The 23,619-nt window shown below is 47.5% G+C and carries 16 protein-coding genes and 4 tRNA genes; 2 read left to right on the forward strand and 18 right to left on the reverse strand.

Features of this window, described 5'->3' with window-relative positions:
- Positions 1–48 precede the first annotated feature (48 nt).
- From tuf to B8880_RS01935, 7 genes are all read right to left on the reverse strand, one after another.
- Complete coding sequence (gene tuf / locus B8880_RS01905) at positions 49–1,233, reverse strand: elongation factor Tu (protein WP_084255730.1); 1,185 nt, start codon at positions 1,231–1,233, stop codon at positions 49–51.
- A 103-nt stretch (positions 1,234–1,336) separates the two neighbouring features.
- A tRNA-Thr gene (locus B8880_RS01910) sits at positions 1,337–1,412 on the reverse strand.
- Positions 1,413–1,416: 4 nt separating this feature from the next.
- Positions 1,417–1,491, reverse strand: a tRNA-Gly gene (locus B8880_RS01915).
- Between the two features lie 45 nt (positions 1,492–1,536).
- Positions 1,537–1,621, reverse strand: a tRNA-Tyr gene (locus B8880_RS01920).
- Between the two features lie 17 nt (positions 1,622–1,638).
- Positions 1,639–1,714: transfer RNA gene (locus B8880_RS01925), tRNA-Thr, on the reverse strand.
- Positions 1,715–1,887: 173 nt separating this feature from the next.
- Positions 1,888–3,414 carry a YifB family Mg chelatase-like AAA ATPase gene (locus tag B8880_RS01930; RefSeq protein WP_084255731.1) on the reverse strand — a complete coding sequence of 509 codons (1,527 nt, stop codon included), beginning with the start codon at positions 3,412–3,414 and terminating at the stop codon, positions 1,888–1,890.
- Positions 3,415–3,521: 107 nt separating this feature from the next.
- Positions 3,522–4,412, reverse strand: coding sequence for a LysR family transcriptional regulator (locus B8880_RS01935; RefSeq protein WP_084255732.1), 891 nt, complete (start codon positions 4,410–4,412; stop codon positions 3,522–3,524).
- A 164-nt stretch (positions 4,413–4,576) separates the two neighbouring features.
- Between B8880_RS01935 and B8880_RS01940 the strand changes: the two genes are divergently transcribed.
- Positions 4,577–5,227 carry an NAD(P)-dependent oxidoreductase gene (locus B8880_RS01940; RefSeq protein ID WP_084255733.1) on the forward strand — a complete coding sequence of 217 codons (651 nt, stop codon included), beginning with the start codon at positions 4,577–4,579 and terminating at the stop codon, positions 5,225–5,227.
- A 53-nt stretch (positions 5,228–5,280) separates the two neighbouring features.
- On the opposite strand, the gene B8880_RS01945 is transcribed toward B8880_RS01940, so the two are convergent.
- The 10 genes from B8880_RS01945 to B8880_RS01990 form a co-directional block, all read right to left on the reverse strand.
- Positions 5,281–6,954: an ABC transporter ATP-binding protein/permease gene (locus B8880_RS01945; protein WP_084255734.1), complete on the reverse strand. Its 1,674-nt coding sequence runs from the start codon at positions 6,952–6,954 to the stop codon at positions 5,281–5,283.
- Positions 6,955–6,995: 41 nt separating this feature from the next.
- Positions 6,996–9,737, reverse strand: coding sequence for a M16 family metallopeptidase (locus B8880_RS01950; protein ID WP_084255735.1), 2,742 nt, complete (start codon positions 9,735–9,737; stop codon positions 6,996–6,998).
- Between the two features lie 79 nt (positions 9,738–9,816).
- Positions 9,817–12,315 carry a TonB-dependent receptor plug domain-containing protein gene (locus B8880_RS01955; RefSeq protein ID WP_084255736.1) on the reverse strand — a complete coding sequence of 833 codons (2,499 nt, stop codon included), beginning with the start codon at positions 12,313–12,315 and terminating at the stop codon, positions 9,817–9,819.
- 267 nt (positions 12,316–12,582) lie between these two features.
- Positions 12,583–13,224 carry a ribosome biogenesis GTP-binding protein YihA/YsxC gene (gene yihA / locus B8880_RS01960; protein ID WP_084255737.1) on the reverse strand — a complete coding sequence of 214 codons (642 nt, stop codon included), beginning with the start codon at positions 13,222–13,224 and terminating at the stop codon, positions 12,583–12,585.
- Positions 13,225–13,234: 10 nt separating this feature from the next.
- Complete coding sequence (locus tag B8880_RS01965; RefSeq protein ID WP_084255738.1) at positions 13,235–13,816, reverse strand: hypothetical protein; 582 nt, start codon at positions 13,814–13,816, stop codon at positions 13,235–13,237.
- A 3-nt stretch (positions 13,817–13,819) separates the two neighbouring features.
- On the reverse strand, positions 13,820–14,251 hold the full coding sequence (locus tag B8880_RS01970; protein WP_084255739.1) for a DUF805 domain-containing protein: 432 nt from the start codon (positions 14,249–14,251) through the stop codon (positions 13,820–13,822).
- A gap of 72 nt (positions 14,252–14,323) precedes the next feature.
- Positions 14,324–15,820: an ABC transporter substrate-binding protein gene (locus B8880_RS01975; protein ID WP_084255740.1), complete on the reverse strand. Its 1,497-nt coding sequence runs from the start codon at positions 15,818–15,820 to the stop codon at positions 14,324–14,326.
- A gap of 180 nt (positions 15,821–16,000) precedes the next feature.
- Positions 16,001–17,707 (reverse strand): proline--tRNA ligase, encoded by a 1,707-nt coding sequence (proS, locus tag B8880_RS01980; RefSeq protein ID WP_084255741.1) that lies wholly within the window; start codon positions 17,705–17,707, stop codon positions 16,001–16,003.
- Between the two features lie 166 nt (positions 17,708–17,873).
- Positions 17,874–19,340 carry a surface lipoprotein assembly modifier gene (locus tag B8880_RS01985; protein WP_084255742.1) on the reverse strand — a complete coding sequence of 489 codons (1,467 nt, stop codon included), beginning with the start codon at positions 19,338–19,340 and terminating at the stop codon, positions 17,874–17,876.
- A gap of 74 nt (positions 19,341–19,414) precedes the next feature.
- Complete coding sequence (locus B8880_RS01990; RefSeq protein WP_084255743.1) at positions 19,415–20,344, reverse strand: transferrin-binding protein-like solute binding protein; 930 nt, start codon at positions 20,342–20,344, stop codon at positions 19,415–19,417.
- A 332-nt stretch (positions 20,345–20,676) separates the two neighbouring features.
- Between B8880_RS01990 and B8880_RS01995 the strand changes: the two genes are divergently transcribed.
- Complete coding sequence (locus tag B8880_RS01995) at positions 20,677–21,468, forward strand: DUF4198 domain-containing protein (protein WP_084255744.1); 792 nt, start codon at positions 20,677–20,679, stop codon at positions 21,466–21,468.
- Positions 21,469–21,560: 92 nt separating this feature from the next.
- On the opposite strand, the gene B8880_RS02000 is transcribed toward B8880_RS01995, so the two are convergent.
- Positions 21,561–23,567: a BCCT family transporter gene (locus B8880_RS02000; RefSeq protein ID WP_260337732.1), complete on the reverse strand. Its 2,007-nt coding sequence runs from the start codon at positions 23,565–23,567 to the stop codon at positions 21,561–21,563.
- Positions 23,568–23,619: the final 52 nt, after the last annotated feature.

Here is a 23,619-nt window from a genome sequence, read left to right on the forward strand (position 1 = left end):
AAAAGGGCGAACCAACGTTCACCCTTTTCAGTTCAGCTTGAAGCCAAATTATTTGATAATTTTAGCCACAACGCCCGCACCAACGGTACGGCCACCTTCACGAATCGCAAAGCGTAAGCCTTGGTCCATCGCGATTGGGTGAATCAGGCTGACAACCATTTTGATGTTGTCGCCAGGCATTACCATTTCCACGCCTTCCGGTAACTCGATAGTGCCGGTTACGTCTGTGGTACGGAAATAGAATTGTGGACGGTAGCCTTTGAAGAACGGAGTATGACGACCACCTTCATCTTTAGACAATACGTACACTTCTGATTCGAAATCAGTATGCGGAGTGATTGAAGCCGGTTTCGCCAATACTTGACCACGTTCGATTTCTTCACGTTTAGTACCACGCAACAACGCACCGATGTTCTCACCTGCACGACCTTCGTCTAACAGTTTACGGAACATTTCAACACCGGTAACGGTGGTTTTGGTGGTTTCTTTGATACCGACGATTTCAACTTCGTCACCGGTACGCACGATACCGCGCTCAACACGACCGGTAACAACGGTACCACGACCGGAGATGGAGAATACGTCTTCGATTGGTAACAGGAACGGTTGGTCAATCGCACGCTCTGGCTCAGGGATATAAGTATCCAAGTGCTCAGCCAATTCGATGATTTTCGCTTCCCACTCAGCGTCGCCTTCCAACGCTTTCAGCGCAGAACCGCGTACGATTGGGGTGTCATCGCCCGGGAAGTCGTATTGAGACAGAAGTTCACGCACTTCCATTTCAACCAGTTCCAGCAACTCTTCGTCATCAACCATGTCGCATTTGTTTAAGAATACGATGATGTAAGGTACACCTACTTGGCGACCTAACAGGATGTGCTCACGGGTTTGTGGCATCGGGCCGTCGGTTGCCGCAACCACTAAGATAGCACCGTCCATTTGCGCTGCACCGGTAATCATGTTTTTAACATAGTCGGCGTGTCCCGGGCAGTCAACGTGTGCATAGTGACGGGTTGGGGTGTCGTATTCAACGTGTGAGGTGTTGATGGTGATACCGCGTGCTTTTTCTTCCGGCGCGTTATCGATTTGATCGAATGCACGCGCAGCTCCGCCGTAGGTTTTTGCCAATACGGTGGTGATAGCAGCGGTTAAAGTTGTTTTACCATGGTCAACGTGGCCGATTGTTCCCACGTTAACGTGCGGTTTTGTACGTTCAAATTTTTCTTTAGACATTTTAGTCCCTCTAAACAAACACGGTTATCGATGGTTCAGTTACCACATTAACCTAATGTAGAAATTGATTGCAACTAAAATGATGGAAGTGACGAGAAAAGAGTGGTGCTGATAGGCAGATTCGAACTGCCGACCTCACCCTTACCAAGGGTGTGCTCTACCAACTGAGCTATATCAGCGCTTTGGAGCGGGCAGCGGGAATCGAACCCGCGTCATCAGCTTGGAAGGCTGAGGTAATAGCCATTATACGATGCCCGCGTTCTTATTCATCTACCCCAATCATTTGGTTTTAGAATTTGAAAATGGTGGAGGGAGAAGGATTCGAACCTTCGAAGGCTGAGCCGGCAGATTTACAGTCTGCTCCCTTTGGCCGCTCGGGAATCCCTCCACACGATACTTGCTTAATGGTGCCGACTACCGGAATCGAACTGGTGACCTACTGATTACAAGTCAGTTGCTCTACCTACTGAGCTAAGTCGGCGACGCAAACAAGTGAGGCGTATTATAGGGATATAAATTTCCCTGACAAGTATTTTTTGCAAAAAAATGGCAAAAATTCGTTGTTCGATTGCTTTTTAAACAAGATGTGGAAGATTTGAACCGTTTCACCGTTTAAAGTGCGGTTTTCCGCTTTCGATGTCGTTGCAATCACGCTCAATTTGCACTCCCCAGACGCGCCAATAACCGATCCATCGCTCGATATCCCAAGGCTTCGGTCAAGTGTTGCCGTTCGATATGGTCACAGCCGTCCAAATCGGCAATCGTGCGGGAAACTTTCAAAATCCGGTGATACGCCCGTACCGATAGGCCTAATTTTAATAGTGCGTTCTCTAAAAATAGTGAATCTTCAGAACGTAAAGCGCAATGCTGTTCCAATAATTTACCGCTCAAGTGCGCATTAATCTTTCCGCTCCGTGCCAGCTGTTTCTCTTGCACCGCAACGACTTTTGACCGCACTTGCGAACTGGTTTCGCCGCGCTCACCGCCCTGTTGCAGACTGCCGGCCGGTAATAACGGCACTTCGATCGACAAATCGAAACGATCAAGAAATGGCCCCGACAAGCGGTTAAGATAACGCATCACCTGTTGCATTGAAGTGCGGTTGTGCATGCCTTGATAGTGTCCGGTCGGGCTGGGGTTCATCGCCGCAATCAACTGAAACTTCGCCGGAAACCGCACTTTGGCATTAGCACGCGAAATCACGATTTCGCCCGATTCCAACGGTTCGCGCAGTGCGTCCAGCACCTTACGTTCGAATTCAGGCAGTTCATCTAAAAACAGCACGCCATTGTGCGCCAACGAAATTTCCCCCGGTTTCGGGTTGGAACCGCCGCCGACCAGCGCCGCCAACGACGCGCTGTGGTGTGGTGTACGAAACGGGCGTTGCCGCCAATATTGACTATGCAAACGGCTTTGCACCAAACTGGCGACTGCCGCACTCTCGATCGCCTCCTGATCGTTCATTTCCGGCAAAAGTGCGGTCAACCGGCTGGCCAGCATGGTTTTACCGGTGCCAGGCGGTCCTAAAAACAGCAGATTATGCTGTCCGGCAGCGGCAATGGTCAATGCCCGTTTAGCATGTTGCTGCCCGATAATGTCGGTCAAACAGCGGCTTTCCTGCGGCGGCGCCTGACTCGGAAACGAAGTGAGTTGCGCCAGCGGCAATTCGTCCTGATCCTGTAAAAACGCCGCAATTTGCAATAACGAATCGGCAAAATAGGTATGATGATCGCTCAACAGACCGGCTTGCTCGGCATTTTCGGCGGCAACCACCAATTTACGTTTGACTTTTTTGGCTTCAATCACCGCCGGAATCACACCCTGCGTTCCGCGCAACTCGCCCGTCAATGCCAGCTCGCCCAAAAACTCATAGCGCCCCAATTTCTCGGCGGAAATCTGCCCCGAAGCGGCTAAAATGCCAAGCGCAATCGCCAAATCATAACGTCCGCCCTCTTTCGGTAAATCCGCCGGCGCAAGATTAATTGTCATTCGATAAAGCGGATATTCGAACCGCGCATTAATCAAGGCGCTGCGCACCCGATCACGCGCCTCTTTCACCGCCGTTTCCGGCAACCCGACCAGCGTTAATCCCGGTTTGCCGCGGCTCATATGCACTTCAATCGTCACCAACGGCGCCTGCACCCCGATACACGCCCGACTATAAACAATCGCTAATGACATTCTGCTTTCTCTCTTAATAAATAAGTCGCAGTATAGAAAAGTGCGGTCGGGAGAAAAGGCTAGCAGAAAATTTTTGCGATCCGGATTCCAAAAAAGTAATAAATCATCTAAAAAATACCATGCCCTCCCAGCTGCTGCTGCACAATATCAAGCCACACCCGCACTTTGGCGGATTGTACCCGATAAGGCAATACGGCATAGAGGTTAATGGTCGGTAATTTCCATTCGGGCAACACGGTTTGCAGTAAGCCTTTTCTAAGCAGACCGCTGATTTCCAAATCGGTTTGAATTGATAACCCCAAACCGGCAAGCGAACAGTTACGCAAGCCGGATAATTGATTGCAATACAGATAATCGGTCGGCTGTAACATAAAAATTTGATCGCCCCGTTGCAGGCTTTGATTAATCCTAAAGCTACTGATCCAACGATGTTGCAGTAAATCCAGCGGTTGTGTGATCGGTTCGGCATTCGCCAGATAATCCGGAGCGGCACAAATCGTCCATTGCGCCGTTGCCAAGCGTTTTGCCACCAAGTCACCTTGATTCAACGCGCCTTCGCCGGCGCGAAACGCCACATCAATCCGTTCCTGCTTCAAATCGATCACACTGTCGCCGATAAACAGTTGCGGCACGACATTCGGATAGGTTTGCACCAGTTCTCGCAACGCCGCCTGAAACCACTCCGCGTCAAGCAGGCCGCTAATCATGGCGATACGCAATGTGCCCGACACCTCGCTTTTCAAACTCTCCAATGCATTTTGCGCATAAAGTGCGGATTGTTGCAGCTGAATGGCATATTGTGCCAATTGATTGCCGGCTTCCGTCGGCTGCATACTGCGCGTGTTGCGGTACAATAATTTAACCCCGTATAAACGCTCCAAACGGCTGATATGCTGGCTGACCGCCGACGGACTGATTCCCAGCTTGTCTCCAGCGGCATTCATGCTGCCGTATTTGATTACGGCGGCGAAAGCCAATAGTGGTTTTAAATCGTCCATAAAAACACTCCCAAACAGATTTTTATTAAGTTTAACTTAACAATTGATACAGTTAAAGCGGGATTATCATACCGCTCGATTTCCCTTATACTGATCACAACTTAAAACGTTATATACTTTCACTTATACGCTTTTACTTATACACTTTTGCTTAGGAGAACAACATGAAAATAGCCATTATCGGTGCAACAGGATATGTTGGCAATGCGGTCTTAAACGAAGCCTTGAACCGTGGTCATCAAGTGACCGCACTTGTGCGTAATATCGCGAAATTGCCACAACACGACAATCTAAGTGCGGTCGCGGCAGATGTTTATGACAGCGAAGCCTTGGCGCAAAAATTAGCGGGTTTTGACGCAGTGATCAGCGCCTTTAATCCGGGCTGGGAAAATCCGCAAATCGGCGAGCAGTTCACGCAAGGTTTCAGTGCAATTACCCGTGCGGTAAAAGCGGCGCAAGTGCCGTATTTAATCCACGTCGGCGGCGCCGGCAGTTTGTATATTGCGCCAAATTTGCAACTGATCGATACGCCGGAATTCCCGCGTGAAATTTATGACGGTGCCAATGCCGCACGCCACGCACTGACGCAAATCCAGCAAGAACAGGATTTGGCTTGGTCGTTTATTTCGCCGCCGGTCGGTTTGGGCGAAGTGGAAGAAAAACGCAGCGGACAATACCGGTTGGGGAAAGACGACGTGCTAATGGACGGCGACGCGCCTGCTGGTATCAGTGTTGCCGATTTGGCGGTGGCCATCGTGGACGAAGCGGAACAGCAAAAACATTTGCGCCAACGTTTCACCGTTGCCGCAGCTTGATTCGATAGATAAACGAAAACGGCACGGTGCTGAATCGCCATGCCGTTTTGTTTTTAATCAAAGGCATAAACACTCAAATCAACGCTGTGGTCGGCAAACTGCTGTAATGTTTGCTGGTGCGAAATATAAACCACTGTCGTATTCGGCAAACGCGCTTTGATGAGCCGCATTAAATCTTGTGCGGTGGTTTCATCTAAGTTGGACGTGGCTTCATCGAGATAGAGCAGTTCCGGCTTGTTCAATAACACGCGCGCAAAAGCAACGCGCTGCTGCTCTCCGCCCGAGAAAAGCGTCTGCCAATTATGGATTTCCTCTAGCCGGTTTTGCCAAGCATTCAGCCCTACCAGCGCCAACACCTGATTTAATTCATCTATGGTATAACGGTTGACCTCCGGATAACTCAATACATCGGCTAAATTGCCGCCGCTGAAATAACTGCGTTGCGGCACCAGCAGCGTGGTTTTATCCGGCTGCTTGTAGTCGCCCTGATAATAATCCCAGATGCCGCTCAACACGCGCAGCAACGTCGATTTGCCCAAACCGCTCTTGCCTTGTAGATGAATCCATTGATTCGCTTGGATTTTTAAGGATAAATCACGCAATAACACGTTGTTTTGCGGTGTAAAAACCGATAGCCGCTCGGTATCGATCGCCAGTTCGGTAGGTTGCGCCGCTGTCGGTCGTCCGGCTTGCAACGCGTCCATTTCTTCCTTTAACTGGCTTAAACGGGAAATCGCCGCCGACCATTTCGGTAAAATCGAATAGGCGAAAATGAACCAGCTCAAGGCATTAATCACCACGCTAAACGCACTGCGAATCTGCATGATACCACCGAAGGTAATGATTTTTGCCAACAACAGCGGAATGGAAAAAATCACCGGCAGTAGATTGGCAAAACGATCGTAACCCACGGTGAAAAACCCCAGATTGCGCTCGCGATTCATTAGCAAGCGCCAATTTTGCACAATCTGCCGAAATTCGTTTTTCAATGTGATGCGTTCGACCTGTTCACCTCGATATAGGGCGATTTGCTCCGCATTGTCTTGTTTACGGATCAGCCCGCTACGGAAATTGGCTTCAAAAACCTGTTGGTGGTAATTCAGCGTATGTAATTTTCGCCCGATTAAATGGGTGATTGCCGTGCCTAAAACGGAATAAATAAGCGCTACCCACACCAAATAGCCTTTTATGACAAAAGTATGCCCGAAAAAAGTAAATTCAGGCGCGCCGGACAGCCCCCACAAAATCATCAGAAATGAATATAGCTGGATCATGTTGAATAAAAAAGAAACCGTCAGCTCAATACTGTATTCGATAAAAATACGAATATCTTCCGCAATCCGCTGATCGGGGTTATCCATTTTTTTACGCTGTGCCAATTTATAGAAAATCCGGTCAGACAACCACTGATTGACGAAACGCTCGGTCATCGCTTCCCGCCAGCGGATAATCAGTAATTTGCGTAACCAAGTGCGGTAAACGTTAATGACGATAAAAATCAGCAAATAGAGGCTGTATTCCTGCAATAACAAATAAATTTTTTCCGTTTCCAACGCCGTCAAGGTGTCGTAAAAGACCTTGCTCCACTCGTTAATTTGGATATTGATCCAAGCAATGACCGAACCGATAGCAATCACCAGCCCGAGCAATAACCATGCCAGCCAGTTGCTTTTTTTGCCCCAAAACGGTTTACACAATACAAAAAGACGCACAAAAAATTGTTTCATGATTGATTTCCATTTCACACCGCCGATCCTGTCGGGGCGGATTATTCCTTGTCATTATTTTTTTGGGTTGTCACAAACACTTTTTGATTTTGTTCGCTATACAGATTGGCTGCCATCGCTTTGATTTTCGGCAGATCAATTTCAACGCCCAACTGCTGCATATCGCTTAAATACTGCGGATTGGCAAATTGGTTTTCGCTTAAAACTAAACGGTTAAGCCAAGTATCCACCCGTTTCAACCGCTCTTTTTCCGCTTTCAGAAATTGGCTTTTTGCCAATTTGACATCTTCTTCGCTGATTTGCGCCGGCAATGCTTGCAACACTTGATTAGCCAGCGTGATCAAACTGTCCGTCATCGCCGGATTTGCCGTAAAGCTCAGTTCACTTTCGATCCGATGGGTTTCAGGATTCAATTTGCTTTCAAAGCGCAGGCTGTAAACGCCCAAATGCTCGTCACGCAAGGACAGTTTCAATTTCTGCGTGGCGATATTTTGCAGCAGGGAAACCAATACGGCATCTTTGCCCTGCCATTGGTAAGGGGTGAAGTACCATATTTTCACGTCCTCTTTGGGGGCGAGATTCATCGCAAAAGCGGCTCGCTGTTTACCTTCCGTCGGCAAAATGCGTGTGGACGGCAACGCTTGTCGGCGCGGAATGCCGGCTAGATAGGTTGTTACCCATTGCTGCATTTCCTGTTTGGCGAGATCATTGACAAAAAAATAGGTGGTCGGCGCCGACACCATTTTGCGCCACACCTGATCCAAATCCTGCGGCGAGAGTGAATCCAAGGCGTCTTTCTGCGGCAACACCGCCGGATCGTCACTGCCGAAACGTAATCGGCTGAGTGCGGACAGCCGCAGATGCTCCGTGCTTTGCTGCGCCTGCATATCCAGTGAACGCCGTGTGGATTCCTTGCTTTCGTCCAAACCTTCTTTGATCGCGGTTTCCTGCTGATAAGCGTAAAACAAACGCAGCATATCGGCGATTTTGCTGTTTTCTACCTGAGCGGAAAAGGTGAGGTATTGCTCGCTCTGTTTTGCCGACAAATTCACCTTATTGACACTTTTCCAGCGTTCCAACTGGGCAGCTTCCCAATCCAGCGGTGCATTTTGCAACACGAGCTGGGTGGCAAACTGGCTCTGCCAACGCCCCAAACCTTCGCCTTGAAAACCAGCACTGCTTTGGCTTTGGAACCAAGTTCTATCTTGCGCCAACGGGGTCTTGAGCCACACCACTTTATCCCCATTGGATAACGACCAGTGAATGACATTTTGCGCGGCGAAAACCTGTTCGGATACGATTGAACCCGATTGTTCGAGCTTGTCCAACGCCATCGGTTCAATCACTTTTTCCTGTTGCGGTGCGGCGACCGCACTTTGCTCAATCTCCGCCTGCAACTGCCGCACCCAATCCGCATCAATCGGTTCGATTTTGCTCAGGCGCGGCGCTTGGTACTGCACAATTCGGTCAGTGGCGCCGAACCAATTTTGAATATGGCGATTAACCTCTTCAAGCGTGATCCGTTGCAGCATAGGCTCGCTAAGTGCGGCAATTTCAGGTTGGGTCAAATAAGACTTGTCCACCAGCACCGAATCCACCATCGCCTGCACCCAGCCGCGAAAATCGCGATCATTTTTATGCTGTTTGGCATGATCAATTTGCGCCTGATATTTCGCTTTTTGCGCGTTCAGCTCCTCTTGCGTAATCGGGTAGCGCTTCAGCCGTTCCATCTCGCTGAAAATCTGTGCCAACCCTGCCCTGTGGGCATCTGCGGCGACACTGCTGAACACGCCTAAGGCAACGGTTTTTTGCCCGATATCCGATTTTCGCAACACAATACTGTTCACGCCTTGCGGCAAGGTTTCGCTCTGATTTCTGAACCGCTGCGTCACCACGGCAAGCGCCAAACGATCCAGCCACCGTTGATAGCGCGCCGCTTCGGTCTGCTCACGCATGTCGCTTTCGTCGAAACGGACGATATAGGCGATTTGGCTGACCGCACTTTGCGCATCTTGCAGTTGTGTGGTGCGTAAAATATCGCTCAATTTCGGTTCCAGATAATCACGCGGCGGTACGGTTTTACTCTCCGCCTTGCCAAAATAGGTTTGAATCAGCTTTTCCGTCGCTTGCGGTTCCAGATCGCCGACAATCAGCAGCTGCATATTATTCGGTGCATACCAAGTGCGGTAAAACGCCTGTAACTGACCGGCCGGCATGGACTCGATACTGTGTGGCGTACCGATCACCGGCGCGCGGGTATAACGGGAATCAACCCGCACCGATTCGGTGCGCAAACGTGCCATTCTTGCACCGACGCCTTGTCCAGCACGCCACTCTTCAAGAATGATTTTACGTTCGTCGTCCAAATCCGCTTGGGTCAGCTTGGCATGAAACAGCATCTGCGAAAGTGCGGTCAATGCCTGTTGCAAATTACCGTCGGGCGGCGTGAACAGGTAAGTGGTGCTGTCATTGGTGGTCACTGCGTTATAGTTCCGCCCGCGTACCCAGTGATGTTCATGCAAAAAATTCATCACACTGGGAAACTGTTCGCTCTGCCGGAAAACCAAGTGCTCCAGCATATGCGCCACACCTGCCTGATCATCATTTTCGTCCACCGCACCGGCATAAACCTTGACTCGGATTTCAATATGTCCGGGTTCTGAATGCAGCGGAAGCAAGGTGTAACGTAACCCGTTTTGCAAACGGCCAAAGAGCGGTTCACTGACTTCGGCGAAGCTGAATGTTGAAATCAGGCACAAAAAAAGCGTAAAGAGTAATCGCATAATAGAGAACTTCTTAAAAAGTAAAGCCTCTCGCTGCCGACAGCGAGAGGGAATTGATCAATCAAAAAATTTGTTCAACTTACCAGTTATAACTTACGCCTAACCAGAAGTTACGGCCCATTTTGTAGGTGCTGGAACCGGAAGAGGAAGACGCGGCAATAACACGGCGATTCAATACGTTATTAATATCTACCGTAAATTCTAAAAATTGCGTTTTAAACGTCGGCTGTTTGTATGCGAAGTGCCAATCCCACATAAAATAACTCCCCTGTTTATATTCATCATAAACCAAGACATCACCGACATAATTACCGCATACGCTGTAATCAGTCGGGCAAACACCGGAGGAAGTGGTGTAACCTCGATAACCGGCAGAATAGCTAAAACGTTGCGACCAATCCAATCTCAAATCAGGGAAATGGGTATCCAACGTAAAGAAAGCAGACCACGGCGTGTTATAATCCGTTGTCGGTAATTGCGTGATATCTTTCAAAGTACCGTTCACAATGGCTTTATCGTAATCATAGCCGGTTTCTCTGACGGCATAGGTAGAAAAGTTGCTTTCCGAATCAGAAATTTGCGCTCCTAATGACCAATTTATTGTCGCATATTTAAATTGATAAGCCTGTTCCGGTTTAATATTGAGTGTGAACGTATCCGTTTTGCTGCGCCCCAAATTTGTCATATAGTAAGTGTTTACACCATCAGCATTTTTAGCCGTTGAGCCTGTACGAACAAATTGGTCTTTACTATGACGGTTTACCCATTTCAATGTTAAGCGCGTATCGTATAACTTTTGTGAAAAACCTAAAACGTACTCATCACTATAGGGGGTTTTCAAGTCCGAGACATCATAGCTTGTGCCTGTAGCGGGAGTACAATTATAAGTGCCGGTAGCTCTGGTGTCTGTACAAGTTGTTCTTGTGCCAATTAAATTGCGTAATTTATAGGTTAAGACACTGCCGGAATAATAACGGTTGACGCCCCCGAACAGTTGGGTTGAATCATCGCCGAATACGTCATAAGACGTAGAAAAACGCGGTGCTAAATTGTTATTTCCCAAAAATGCACTACGATCAAGACGTAATCCGATAGTGGCACTTAGGTTTTTCCATTTCATACTATCTTCAATATACACTGCGTAGTTGTCATCATTTGCCGAAACGTTACGCGCCGGATGCAAGGTGTAAGATGTTAAATAACCGTTAGCGTTATAAACATTAAGATAGCTGTCACTGTCACGTTTATATTTTGCTCCGGCACTGATATATTCCCAGCCGGCTTTCAAATCATGCTCGATAGCTGCTGTAGCCAACGTATTAAAACTAAAATCTTGTTTAAAGGTTACACTCTCTCTTTCCGTACTAAATTGACCGTACCCGCCAAATTGAGATGAAGAACAAGCGGCGTTAGTACACCAATCGTAAGCACCTCTGGTATTATTATAGTTATAATAATTTTGCTCCTCATGCTTAACGCTATTGCCTGATTTTTTATAGGCCATCACCGATGACATTTTTCCCCAATCAAACTCCTTATCCCACTGCAGGCTAGCCTGGAAACCGCCCCCCGTATTGGTAAACCCACCGTTTTTAATATTTTTCTTAAAATATTCCGAACGGTGCGGAGAATACATGAGAGTGGCTTTCCATAAATCACCGTTATCCGGCAAATAGACGCCTTTTAACAAATAACTCTCATTAATACGGCGTTGTGTATCCCATTGATCTAAATAGGCATGGTGATATGGAATCTTAGACTCTGAACGATTATAAGAAAATAAAAGGCTGGCTTTTTCACTTAAAGGCTGGCTGACATGAATGCCGTATTGTTGCTTTGTAAATTGTGGTTGATCACCTAAATTTTCCGCTTTATTGTAAGATTCTTCCGTCCCTTCCTGTAAATAGAAACTCGCCCAAGTATCACGGGTAGTGCGGTAGAATAGTTTACCGGAGGATTTATCCAAACGCGGATCGATCAATTCCGCATTAATCACACCACCGGTAAAGCGTCCGTATTTAGCGGAAATATTGCTGTCAAATACTTCCACATTTTTCAACAAACTGGTATCAACCCAGAAAGATTGAGTACCGCCGGAAGGTAAATCGGTAGGGCTATAACCTTCTACGTCGTTACCGCCGCTGGTTAAAGCATTATTAGCCGCCGGATTTAAATTATCATTATTGGATAAGCCATCAATGGTGTAGTTATTGTTATAGTATTTTTCACCGTTAATGGAAACTTCATTTGGGGCTATTTCACCGGCTGCTGTTGATTTATCCGCCGTATTGGAAAACTGGATATTCGGGTTGTTTCGCAATAATTCAGTAATATTGCCGTCTCTTAACGGACGATTGTTAATCTGCTCTTCAGTAATCTTTTGTGTACCGACTTGTTGGCTAAATGGCGTTCCTGAAACATGAATCGTTTCAAGTGTTGTAGACGAATCGTCCACCGCCAACGCTTCTTCGATTTCAGTCAGACTTGTTTGCGTTGCATTTTCCTCGGCATACGCCCCAAAAGAGGCATTGCCAAGCAAAATCCCCGTGACAAATAATGCAATTTTGGTTCGCTGCATAACGAGGTTCCTATCAAAAATAAGGTTAATTAGAGTAAAAAAAGTTGCTGATTCTTGCCTTAACGAGAAGACTTCGAGCATGGAGAAAAAATCGCATAGCATAATTAATTTCAACTAAAACGATTTAGCCTGTCCTTCTTTATTCTAGCACTAAAAATATATCTTTGAAAAGAGAATAAGAATAATTACTAATAATAAAATAATTTAAGATTGATCGGGATCAAGATCAACCTTAAACTATTTTTTCAGATGGAGTGATATCGGGGATTATTGGGCTTCGATTGCGTGGTCGGTATCAACAAAATTCGGCGCAAACCAGCTGTCCAGTTTTGCCGCCAGTTTGTCGATGCCGATTTTATTCAGCGCGGAAAAGGCTTCGACTTGAATATCACCTTGGAACGGTAGAATGGCTTCACGCACCAGCTTCAGTTGTTTGCTGCGCGCGCTTTGGCTGAGTTTGTCGGCTTTGGTCAGCAGCAGCAAGAGCGGTAATTTCGAGGCAACCGCCCATTCGATCATCTGTTGATCCAAATCTTTTAACGGGTGGCGGATATCCATCAAGATCACCACGCCGCCCAAACATTCGCGTTTTTGCAGGTATTCGCCCAACGCCTGCTGCCATTTGATTTTCATCTGTTCCGGTACGGCGGCGTAGCCATAACCGGGTAAATCGACGATTTTACAATTTTCTTCCACGGCAAACAGATTGATTAACTGGGTGCGTCCCGGCGTTTTCGAGGTGCGTGCCAGACTTTTTTGGTTGGTCAGGCTGTTAAGTGCGGTCGATTTTCCGGCGTTGGAGCGGCCGGCAAAAGCGATTTCGATGCCGTCGTCTTGCGGCATATGGCGAATATCCGGTGCACTGGTTAAAAAATGGGTTTTATGATAATTCAATTTAATTTCTGACACGCTGTTATTCCTAATGTTGGTGACAAATTACCTTGTCTAAAAATGAGTGGATTTTACGGGCGCTGCCCTGTAGCAATTCCGTATAATCCTGTGCGCCGTCGGGTACGGTTCGTGTGGCATTCAGCTTGATCAGCGCTTGTTTATAATTGAGGGAAAAATCCGAGATCACGCCGAACATGCGCGGCTGTCCCTGCGGATTTTGCTGATAAAAGGTCACTGCATGCGAAACGCTCAGCGCTTGATTGCGCATAAAACGGCGGCAAATATCTTCGCTGTGCAGCCGATAAACATCGACAAACCCGCCCTGCCCCAATTCGTACAGTTCCAACTCGCGAATATCATGTCGGATATGCCGATTGAGCGGCTGATCCTGTCGGTTCAACGCCAACAACAGCTTACGCTCTTCCCGCTGCTGCAACAACAAAGTGCGGTCGCCGATCGTCGCCACAGGTTGTTGGCGGTCTGCCGATGTCGAAAATGTCATCTGCCGTATCTGACCTTGCGGATCAAAAAACGACAACGTGCGGTTCGGGCTGCTGCACGCCGCTGACAAAACGGCACATATCAAGATAATAATTTGTTTTTTCAGCATATTTTATTTCAGCCTTAACGCCAATCCTCGTTCGCCGTAACGGTTTGCTTCGGCTTGTCCGCGAAAGACTCCCCAATCCAGTAACAGCAACACCGCGAAAAACAGCGGTAAAAATTTGCCCAACGCCCACGCCATCATGCCCTCGCTATAATTGGCGATAACATAACACAGCACGGGAAAAATGACGATCGTGACCGCACTTCCACTGCGTCCGCGGTCGTGCAAGCGTTTCACCACCACTGCCAGAAAACACCAGCCCACCAGCAACAGTAAGGCAGAAGCCAAAAGTGCGGTCGGCGTTTGTTGAAACAGTTGTTGCGTTGGCAGCACGTTGGCAAGCAGCAACAGCAGCGCAAAACAAATCGCGGATCCTTGCCAAAATCCTTTGCGGTTTAACCGCCCTTTAAAGCCAAATAAGAGTTGCAACCATGACATAGCGTAAAAATCCTGTCGCCCGGATTATTCAAAGTGCGGTCATTATAGCGTGATTTTCGCCGGAATTCTGCATTAACGCTGAATTTCGGTTGTCAAATAACGCATGCGTCCATCGGCGGCCGGAATAAAATTTTTTACTTTGTCGGAAACGCCGTAAATCGCATCTTCGGCAAATAACGGTAGGTAATACGCCTGTTGATGAGCCAAATCAGCGATTTCGCGTAAAATATTGAGCCGTTGTTGCGAATCGCGTAAACCCCGTTGTTGATCCAACAGTGCGTCTAATTCCGGCGAGTGAATCAGCGGATTCCACGCTTGTCCGCTGTGAAACAGCAAATAGGCGCTATCACCAAAATCCAACGTCCAACCATTCCAGCCGAATTGGAAGATTTCATCGTTTTTATTGGCCGGCATCAAGCTACTGCGCAAATAAGTCTCTTGTGTGATCGGCTTCAATTCCACCTTGAAATCCAGATCTTTGAAAAACACCGCCACTGCACGCGCCATTTCATACAGGCTGTAATTGCTACTGCGATAGTTAATCACCAACTTCTCGCCGGCTTTCACTCCCGCTTGCTGTAGCAATGCTTTGGCTTTTGCCGGATCATACGGATAAATCTTCAAATCAGGGTCATAACCAAACGTCATTTCAGTTTGTAAACCGGCAACCGGACGACCATAACCGTTCAACAGCATATTGATCAACGCCTGTTTATCCACCGCCAGATTCAGTGCCTGACGCACGCGCACATCCTGCATCAGCGGCTCGATCAAATTAAATTGCAAGGTCTGCACGGTCAAGCCTTTCACCGCCACCACATCCACCCCTTTAACGTTTTTCACGCGCGGCACATCGGAAAACGGCAAGTCTTGCAACACATCCAGCCGCCCCTCCAAAAATTCGCGCACCCGCACTTTTTCATCGGCGATAAAACGAAACACTAAATGCTCTACTTTCGCTTGTCCGGCAAAATAGTCTGGATTGGCGCGCAAATGCAAAATGTCATTGTCTTTCGAAGCAACGAATTTAAACGGACCTGTGCCGACCGGATTTTTATCAAAGTGGCTTTCGCCATAGGTTTTAATATAATTCGGCGGCACAATCATACCGCCGTAGCCTGCCAATTTGGTCAGGAAAGACGGGTCATGGCGGTGAAGTACAAAATCGATGGTGTAAGGATCGATAACGTTAACTTGTTTAATCGAATCATATAACGCCAGTTGTAATGCGCTGTTACCTTCGTTGCGCAACAAGCGCTCAAAGCTAAATTTAACCGATTCGGCATCAAAATGTTCGCCGTTATGGAATCTGACATCTTGACGCAGTTGGAAACGGAAACGCAGCCCGTCATCAAGAATTTGCCAGCTTTGCGCCAGCCCGGGTTTCAGCTCAAACGTTTCAGTTCTCAGCACTAAGCCATCATATAGATTAGAGGCGACAGCGCCCCAGAACATAGTATAACTATCAATCGGATCCCAACTTAACGGGGCATGGCGTTTGCCGATAAACAGAGTTTCCGCTTGCACCAACCCACTGAACAATAACAGAAAGATCAAAAATTTTTTCATCACTTAATTGTCTCTGATGTTTATCTAATGTTATGAGTTTACAAAAAACAACAAAAACATACCATAACATATGGTAAAACAACTACATCAAAAAACAAACTGTCATTTGGTTAATTTGTGATCAGCGACAAATAAAAAAGAGCCGATATTTACGGCTCCCCTGATTTTTATTGTACTGATTTAAACTGACGATAAAAATGCCAATACCTGATCTTTTGCCAACATCTGCTTATCGCCTGTTTTGCGGTTTTTATATTCCACTTCGCCGTTGAGCAGATTTTTCTCGCCGATCACGATGGTGTGCGGCACACCGATTAATTCCATATCGGCAAACATCACGCCCGGGCGCTCTTTGCGATCATCAAAAATCACCTCCACCCCTTGCTGCTGCAAAGTGCGGTACAGCTCTTCGGCGTACTGTTGCACCGCTTCGGATTTGTGCATATTCATCGGCACAATCGCCACTTGGAACGGGGCGATTTGCGCCGGCCAAATGATGCCACGATCATCATGGTTTTGTTCGATCGCCGCCGCCACCACACGGCTCACGCCGATACCGTAACAACCCATGCTCATCACTTGCGGACGGCCGTCTTCGCCCTGCACGGTGGCGTTCATCGCTTGCGAATATTTATCGCCCAGTTGGAAAATATGCCCGACTTCAATTCCACGTTTGATTTGCAGCGTACCTTTGCCGCACGGACTTGGGTCGCCCTCGACCACGTTACGCAAATCGGCGACTTGTGCCAACGGTAAATCACGTTGCCAGTTAATGCCGAAATAGTGTTTATCATCAATATTCGCCCCGGCGCCGAAATCGCTCATATTGGCCACGGTACGGTCAATAATCAGCGGAATCGGCAGGTTAATCGGCCCCAATGAACCGACCCCAGCGCCAATTACGGCACGGATTTCCGCTTCGTCAGCAAACACTAACGGACTGGCAACTTCAGCCAATTTCTCCGCTTTGACTTCGTTCAGTTCATGATCGCCACGCACCATCAACGCCACCAACTTATGGCCGCTCTCTTCGCTGGCGTGTACGATCAGGGTTTTCACGGTTTTCTCAATTGCCAAGCCGAATTGTTCCACCAATGCGGCAATGGTTTTGCAGTTCGGCGTGTCGACTAAACGCAGTTCTTCCGTTGGCTCGGCACGTTCGCCTAAGGCGACCGCTTCCGCCAGTTCGATATTGGCGGCGTAGTCCGATTCAGTGGAAAACACGATATCGTCTTCGCCGCTGGCGGCAAGCACCTGAAATTCATGGGAGGCACTGCCGCCGATTGATCCTGTGTCCGCCTGTACTGCACGGAAATCCAAGCCTAAGCGGGTGAAAATATTGCTGTAAGTTTGATACATCAGATCATAAGTCTGCTGCAAACTCTCTTGGCTCAGGTGGAAAGAGTAGGCGTCTTTCATCAAAAATTCGCGCGAGCGCATCACGCCGAAACGCGGACGCACTTCGTCACGGAATTTAGTTTGGATTTGGTATAGATTAATCGGCAGCTGTTTGTAAGAGCTCAGCTCACGCCGCGCCAAATCGGTGATCACTTCCTCATGGGTCGGTCCTAATACAAAAGGGCGGTCGCCACGGTCGGTGAAACGCAACAGCTCAGGCCCGTATTGCTCCCAACGTTCGGATTCCACCCACAAATCACCCGGCTGCACCACCGGCATCGACACTTCCAGCGCACCGCTCTTGTCCATTTCCTCACGCACGATTTTTTCCACTTTGCGTAACACTTTCAAGCCGGTCGGGGTCCAGATATACAGCCCTGACGCCAACGGACGAATCATGCCGGCGCGCAGCATTAATTGGTGGCTGACCACTTCCGCATTGTTCGGCGTTTCTTTGAGGGTGGAGAGTAAGTAGTGTGATGTACGCATGGCATTTCCTATAAGTTATTCAATCTTGAAAAATTGGCGATATTCTAGCACCAGAGCAGGCTATACGAAACAAAAATAGCCGTGTCGGACAGGTCTGTTTGCCAATGAAGTCCATCGGACGCTGCGGTTAGCACCCGACGGGGGTAAAGTGCGGTGTCAAACAACCTTAAAAACGTTTATTAACTTCCAGATAAACCCGATTTTTGTCATAAGTATAAAACGGATTGTTACTGCTGACTTTGTTATACGCCCAAGTAATGCGCGGCGTTATGCCCCAAAGATGCCAGTCTCGGTGCCACAGGCTGAGTTGTGCGCCGTACTCGTGGTTTTTTTGCCGAATACCGAACACCGCCACCTCTTTTTTATATTCGCGACGGGCGTAATTCAACGCAACCCGGCTGGAAATCCCCCACGACCACTCCTGCCCCCAACCGATACGCACGCCTTTGCGCTGATAGGCATCGCTTTTATCACGCGCATTGTCACGGCTGTAATCGCTGCCGACAAACCAATATTGGTTGCTGTTCGGCATATACAACAGCGTGTTTGACCATAAATAGTTGTTACCGTTTAAGTGCTTACGCGTGGTGTAACGCTGTTCGCCGTACTCAAGTGCGGTTGAAAGCTGCCAACGCGGCGCCAACCAATAGCTGATATCCAAACGCAAACCGGAATTTTGCGAGAAACGCTTTAAGCTGTCGCTGCCGGACGAACCGCCGCCGTACCAACGACGTTCGGTGAACGGCATTAAACTGACTTCGGTTTGCGCAGTTTGATAACCCAAACCGGCGCTGATTCGCACATTCAATTCGTTATATTTTTTGTTGTCCCAATAATAGCGCCCGTAGCCCGCTAAATTCAGCTTGCTGAAAAATCCGTCGCTCAACGACCATTTTTTATCGGCGCTTAAATTATAACCTACGCCCTCGGCGGCTTCTGACTGCCACGCCTTCCATGTTCCGACTTCCGTACCGGCTTTCGGCGCATTATTGACATTACGTTCGTTGAGATAACTCAAACCGCCGTGAAACGACCACTCGTCACGTTTGTTAAGTGCGGTCAGATATTGATTGATATGCGCTAACGATTCCGCCGACAGATTTTCCGTGCGCAATTTCTCAAATTGATCCCGTGCCGCTTCATTATCGTTATTCAAAAACAGCACCTGCGCCATTTGATAGCGTACCGGAATAAACGCCGGATTTTTGGCGAACAAGGTGCGGTATAACGTCAACGCGCGGCGATAGTCGTTTTGCTGGCGTGCCAAGATCGCCTCACCCCACGTCAACAAATCAGGATCGGTCTGTTTTTGCTGACGGTAAATCGGCAGCAACAGCGCCACACCTTCGGTATTATTTTGCATCAGCGCCGGAATCAAAGCCCGCACCACCAATTCGGGATATTGCGCCAACTGCTCTTTGGTCATGCTGACCGATTGCGCCGATTGGCTATCCTGTACTTGCACCCTCGGCTTAGGCAATTCCGGTTTCGCCACCTGAATCCGCTCGTCCGGCAGATCCATGCGTGACAGTTGTTCGGGTGTGACGGTTTCGGCATAGGCAACCGCACTTAAACCGCTTGATAACGCTAATGTCAGCGTTGAAAACATATAAAAAGAATGGGTTATCTTCATTTTTCTTCTCAAAAAATAGGGCCATCTAAATTAGACAGCCCTGATTATAAGCTATTTTTTAACTGGCGCCATTTTTATTGCTTCCCAGCGGCAAACACCACACCCCATTTACCGTTATGCGCTTCACCGGCAATTTCTTTTGCATTCTCACCGAAGAAAGCACCGGTGAGCGGAGCGGTCAGTCGATCTCCTACTTGCCATGTCTCTATCTCTCTTTCATTAACATTAAGTACCGATGTACCTACAATATCAACACCTCTGATATCGCCGGTAAGCAGTACCAGTGGGAGATCATTACCTTTTTGGTATAATCCGCCATCAATCGTCTTATTGCCAAAATCAGCCACAATTTCAACATTTCCTGTTGCATAACGTATTACATCAGGGTTTTGAGGATTTTCATAATAAATTGGTCCTTGAAGCCCATCACTTAACGTATATAGCTGTGCTGTGTCATTACCTTTATAAATTGCCGTTCCTGTTTTCGGCATCTCGTTTTCAAGCGTTTTTAGGCCATGATAGAATGCATAGGCAATTTCTCCATCTAAAACAAAACCTGTTTTCACAGAATCAATATTCTCTTTCGTGCCGCAACAAACCATCACTTTACCATCACTTTGCCAAAGCGTACTTAGGTTAATATTTGGACTAATAAGCCCGTAAGTGTTCGGTATAATGCTTAATGTTTTACCGTCTACCTGAATCTTTTGAATATTGCCAGCGGTTGTAATAGCTTGCACATCTGTTGCTTTTGAGTGATTAAAATTATATTTAAATCCACCACCATTCGCTGCCGGAAGTGTAAACGTATCTTCCGGCTTTTCCGGTGCCGGAGTACTCGGCGTTTCTACAGCCGGTGTTGTCGTTGCCGGATTTATCGGCGCCGCTTGATTGTTATCTGCCGAACCTCCACCACCACCACCACCACCACCACCACCACACGCAGTTAATACCAAAAGGCTCAATGTAGTTAGTCCTAATTTTATTGCTTGTTGTTTTTTCATACGCCACCTAATTTTTTATTATTTAAAAATGGATATCATTGTTATCGTATAACCTTACAAAGACACATATATTGTCAATAAAATTCAAATAAACTAAAGTGTTAAATACGATTTCACCAAAGAAATCTTCAATTTTTTGATCTACATCTTGTTTTATTAAGACTCAATATTTTTTAGTCATCTCTTTAGTTCTGAAAATTTATTTCACTGCTTTACAAATTTGTCATTGTTCTGTCATGAAAATATGCTAGTATCGCAATCAATTCTCATTTGCAGTTCAATAAATGAGAATCAACAATTCACATGATTGATAATTGAAGAGGGTAAAATTGATGAAAAAAGTTCTGTTGACCGCACTTTGTGCCGTATCCGCCAGTTCATTAACCCAAGCCCATGATTTGTGGGTGTATGCGCAAGAGGCCGAACAAGGAAAGCCGTTACTGGCGGTGTTGGGCTACGGCGATAATTTCCCGGCCGGCGATCCGATTCCGGAAAAACGCCTGAGCATTTTCCCACCGTTGGAGTTGGTTACGCCAAGCAAAACCGAGGCGCTGCAACAGCAGGGGGAAAACTATCACTATGTCACGCCAAAAGCATTGAGCGCAGGCGAATATAAAATCAGTTCAACCTATCGCCCGACCTTCTGGTCAAAAAATGCCGACGGTTGGAAAATGCAAAGTATGAACGAAGTGCCTGATGCAAATTACTGTGAGCAATCCAGCATGTATGCCACCACTTACTTTAATCTTGGCGATGCTAAAGCCACGGACTTTGCGCAAAAACCGATTGGGTTAGAGCTGGAAATCGTGCCATTGATCGACCCAAGCCAAATCAAACCGATGCAGGTAGTGCCGGTGCAAGTGTTGTATAACGGCGAGCCGGTGAAGGGCGCAACCATTATCGGCACCACCGACACCCTGACCAAATTGGATTGGGACGCGGTGATGGATCATCGTGAACCGCAAGCCTTTTCCGGCAAAACCGATAAGAAAGGAATCATGAATTTTATTCCGACATTACAAGGCAACTGGAAACTGAAAACCAGCCATGAAGCCGAATTCCCGGATCAAAAAGTGTGTCAGAAGAAAAAAATGTATAGCACCTATATGTTCAGCGTGAAATAGTCTGATTTGGTGCAAAAAGAATAGAAAAAAAGCGATAGGGTAGACAATACCTTATCGCTTCTTTTATGGCAAAATGACGACAAATCCGCGGTTTATACCGTCGGTTCCAGCGGCGCTTGCACCATCAGTTCGTTAGCCTCGCTGTTGAGCAGCACCAAATAACGCTGGTACTGTTTCAACACATCGGCGATCAGCTCTTCCGTGGTCATATATTGCACATCGTAGCCAATCCGTCCGTCACCAAAATAGGTCACCGGCTCAAACACCTGTTCATGCTTCATACTCGGCACGCTCTGCTCTTCCTGCATCGAAAGTGCGGTATCGGTGCGCTGAATCATCACCCCGTAGATAAAGTCACGCATCACGCCTTTATGGATCACCAGTTCGACACTGCGTTGCGGTTCATCCGTTTCGTTAATTTCCACCTGTAGCTGATGTTTATTGACCAATTCGTCACGCAATTGACTAAACGCCGGTTTGACCACTTGCGCTAAAAATTGTTGAATATCCGCTTCTTGGGTCTGTTTCAAAATCTGTCCCAAGCGTTTTTTCCATTTGTCGCCGCTCCAAAATACGGTGGATTGGTTCAAGCGGGTGTTGAAATAGTTTTTATCCACCCGCAAGCCTTGTAACAGGCTGAAGCACATCAGCACCGTAATCACGGCAAACGGCAGCGCCACCACCAGCGTCATCGCCTGCACCGCCCCCAAACCGCCGGAATTGAGCAAGCCGATTGAGAGGATCATCATAATCACACCCCACAACACGCTTTGCCACTTCGGCATATCGGTGATTTTACCGCTGGACGCAATATTGTTTAACACGAAGATCCCCGAATCCGCCGAGGTAATAAAGAACAGCGACAGAATCAACAGCGCCAACAAACCGCTCAAGGTCGGCAGCGGAAAATAGTCTAAAAAGGCAAACAGCAGGGTTTCCGGCGCCGAGGTCAGCGCACTCAATGCCCCATTATGCTGGACATCTTGCAAAATAGCGCTGTCACCGAAAATAGTAAACCATAACAAATTAAAGGTGGAAGGAATAATCAGCACGCCGAGAATAAACTCACGAATGGTTCTGCCGCGTGAAATTCGGGCGATAAACAAGCCGACAAACGGCGCCCACGAAAACCACCACGCCCAATACAACACTGTCCAACCGCTGAACCAGTCGGTGTGCTGCGGATCATAACTAAACGTGCGGAAACTGATTTCGACTAAATTACTCAGGTAATAACCGATATTTTCCGAAAAAACCGATAGCAGGTAAATGGTTGAGCCGCTAAACAGCACGAATAACATCAGCGTCAACGCTAATCCCAAATTGATTTCACTCAGACGGCGCACACCTTTGCCCACACCGGAAATCGCCGACAGCACCGCAATACTGACCACCACGATAATCACCATCGAGTTACTGAAAAAACTGTTTTCGCTTAAAATGCCCACTGCCTGTAAACCGGCGTTCAGCTGTGACGAACCGTAACCCAGCGTGGTAATAATCCCGAACAGGGTGGCGATCAGCGCCAAGGCATCAATAATATGCCCGTACACGTCGTGGATTTTATCGCGTAATAACGGATAAAACGCCGAACGTATCGACAGCGGCATACGGTAACGAAAACCAAAGTAAGCCAGCGCCAATGCAATCGTGCCGTAAATCGCCCAAGGGTGCACGCCCCAGTGGAAAAAGGTATAAAGCATCGCGTTTTTCTGCGGGTTATCTTGGGTAATCGGTGCAACCGAATGCATCAGCGGCTCCGCCACGCCGAAATACATCAAGCCAACCCCCATGCCGGCGGCGAACAACATGGCAATCCAAGATAAAAACGGATATTCCGCTTCCTCATCATCACTGCCCAAGCGAATATCGCCCAAACTGCTCATCGCCAACAGCAGTAAAAACAGGATAAAACAGCTGACCGACAGAATGTAAAACCAACTGAAATAGTCAAACGCATAATTTTTTGCCGTATTCAGCCATTGCTGTATCGCTTGCGGAAAGGCGATACAGGCGACGGCAACCATTAATACAAATAAAAAACTCGGAATAAAAACCGGCAAACTAAACGTTGACCGCTTTTTTAATAAAGAAAACAAAACGTTAACTCCTTAGGTAGGATTAAAAATCATTCTTCAATTTCACTTATCA

It is taken from the genome of Pasteurella testudinis DSM 23072 (assembly GCF_900176075.1).
Lineage (GTDB): Bacteria > Pseudomonadota > Gammaproteobacteria > Enterobacterales > Pasteurellaceae > Chelonobacter > Chelonobacter testudinis.

Excerpts from the sequence above, each read along its gene's own strand:
- tuf (WP_084255730.1), bottom strand. The coding sequence starts at position 1,233 with ATGTCTAAAGAAAAATTTGAACGTACAAAACCGCACGTTAACGTGGGA.
- B8880_RS01930 (WP_084255731.1), bottom strand. The coding sequence starts at position 3,414 with ATGTCATTAGCGATTGTTTATAGTCGGGCGTGTATCGGGGTGCAGGCG.
- B8880_RS01935 (WP_084255732.1), bottom strand. The coding sequence starts at position 4,412 with ATGGACGATTTAAAACCACTATTGGCTTTCGCCGCCGTAATCAAATAC.
- B8880_RS01940 (WP_084255733.1), top strand. The coding sequence starts at position 4,577 with ATGAAAATAGCCATTATCGGTGCAACAGGATATGTTGGCAATGCGGTC.
- B8880_RS01945 (WP_084255734.1), bottom strand. The coding sequence starts at position 6,954 with ATGAAACAATTTTTTGTGCGTCTTTTTGTATTGTGTAAACCGTTTTGG.
- B8880_RS01950 (WP_084255735.1), bottom strand. The coding sequence starts at position 9,737 with ATGCGATTACTCTTTACGCTTTTTTTGTGCCTGATTTCAACATTCAGC.
- B8880_RS01955 (WP_084255736.1), bottom strand. The coding sequence starts at position 12,315 with ATGCAGCGAACCAAAATTGCATTATTTGTCACGGGGATTTTGCTTGGC.
- B8880_RS01965 (WP_084255738.1), bottom strand. The coding sequence starts at position 13,816 with ATGCTGAAAAAACAAATTATTATCTTGATATGTGCCGTTTTGTCAGCG.
- B8880_RS01970 (WP_084255739.1), bottom strand. The coding sequence starts at position 14,251 with ATGTCATGGTTGCAACTCTTATTTGGCTTTAAAGGGCGGTTAAACCGC.
- B8880_RS01975 (WP_084255740.1), bottom strand. The coding sequence starts at position 15,820 with ATGAAAAAATTTTTGATCTTTCTGTTATTGTTCAGTGGGTTGGTGCAA.
- proS (WP_084255741.1), bottom strand. The coding sequence starts at position 17,707 with ATGCGTACATCACACTACTTACTCTCCACCCTCAAAGAAACGCCGAAC.
- B8880_RS01985 (WP_084255742.1), bottom strand. The coding sequence starts at position 19,340 with ATGAAGATAACCCATTCTTTTTATATGTTTTCAACGCTGACATTAGCG.
- B8880_RS01990 (WP_084255743.1), bottom strand. The coding sequence starts at position 20,344 with ATGAAAAAACAACAAGCAATAAAATTAGGACTAACTACATTGAGCCTT.
- B8880_RS01995 (WP_084255744.1), top strand. The coding sequence starts at position 20,677 with ATGAAAAAAGTTCTGTTGACCGCACTTTGTGCCGTATCCGCCAGTTCA.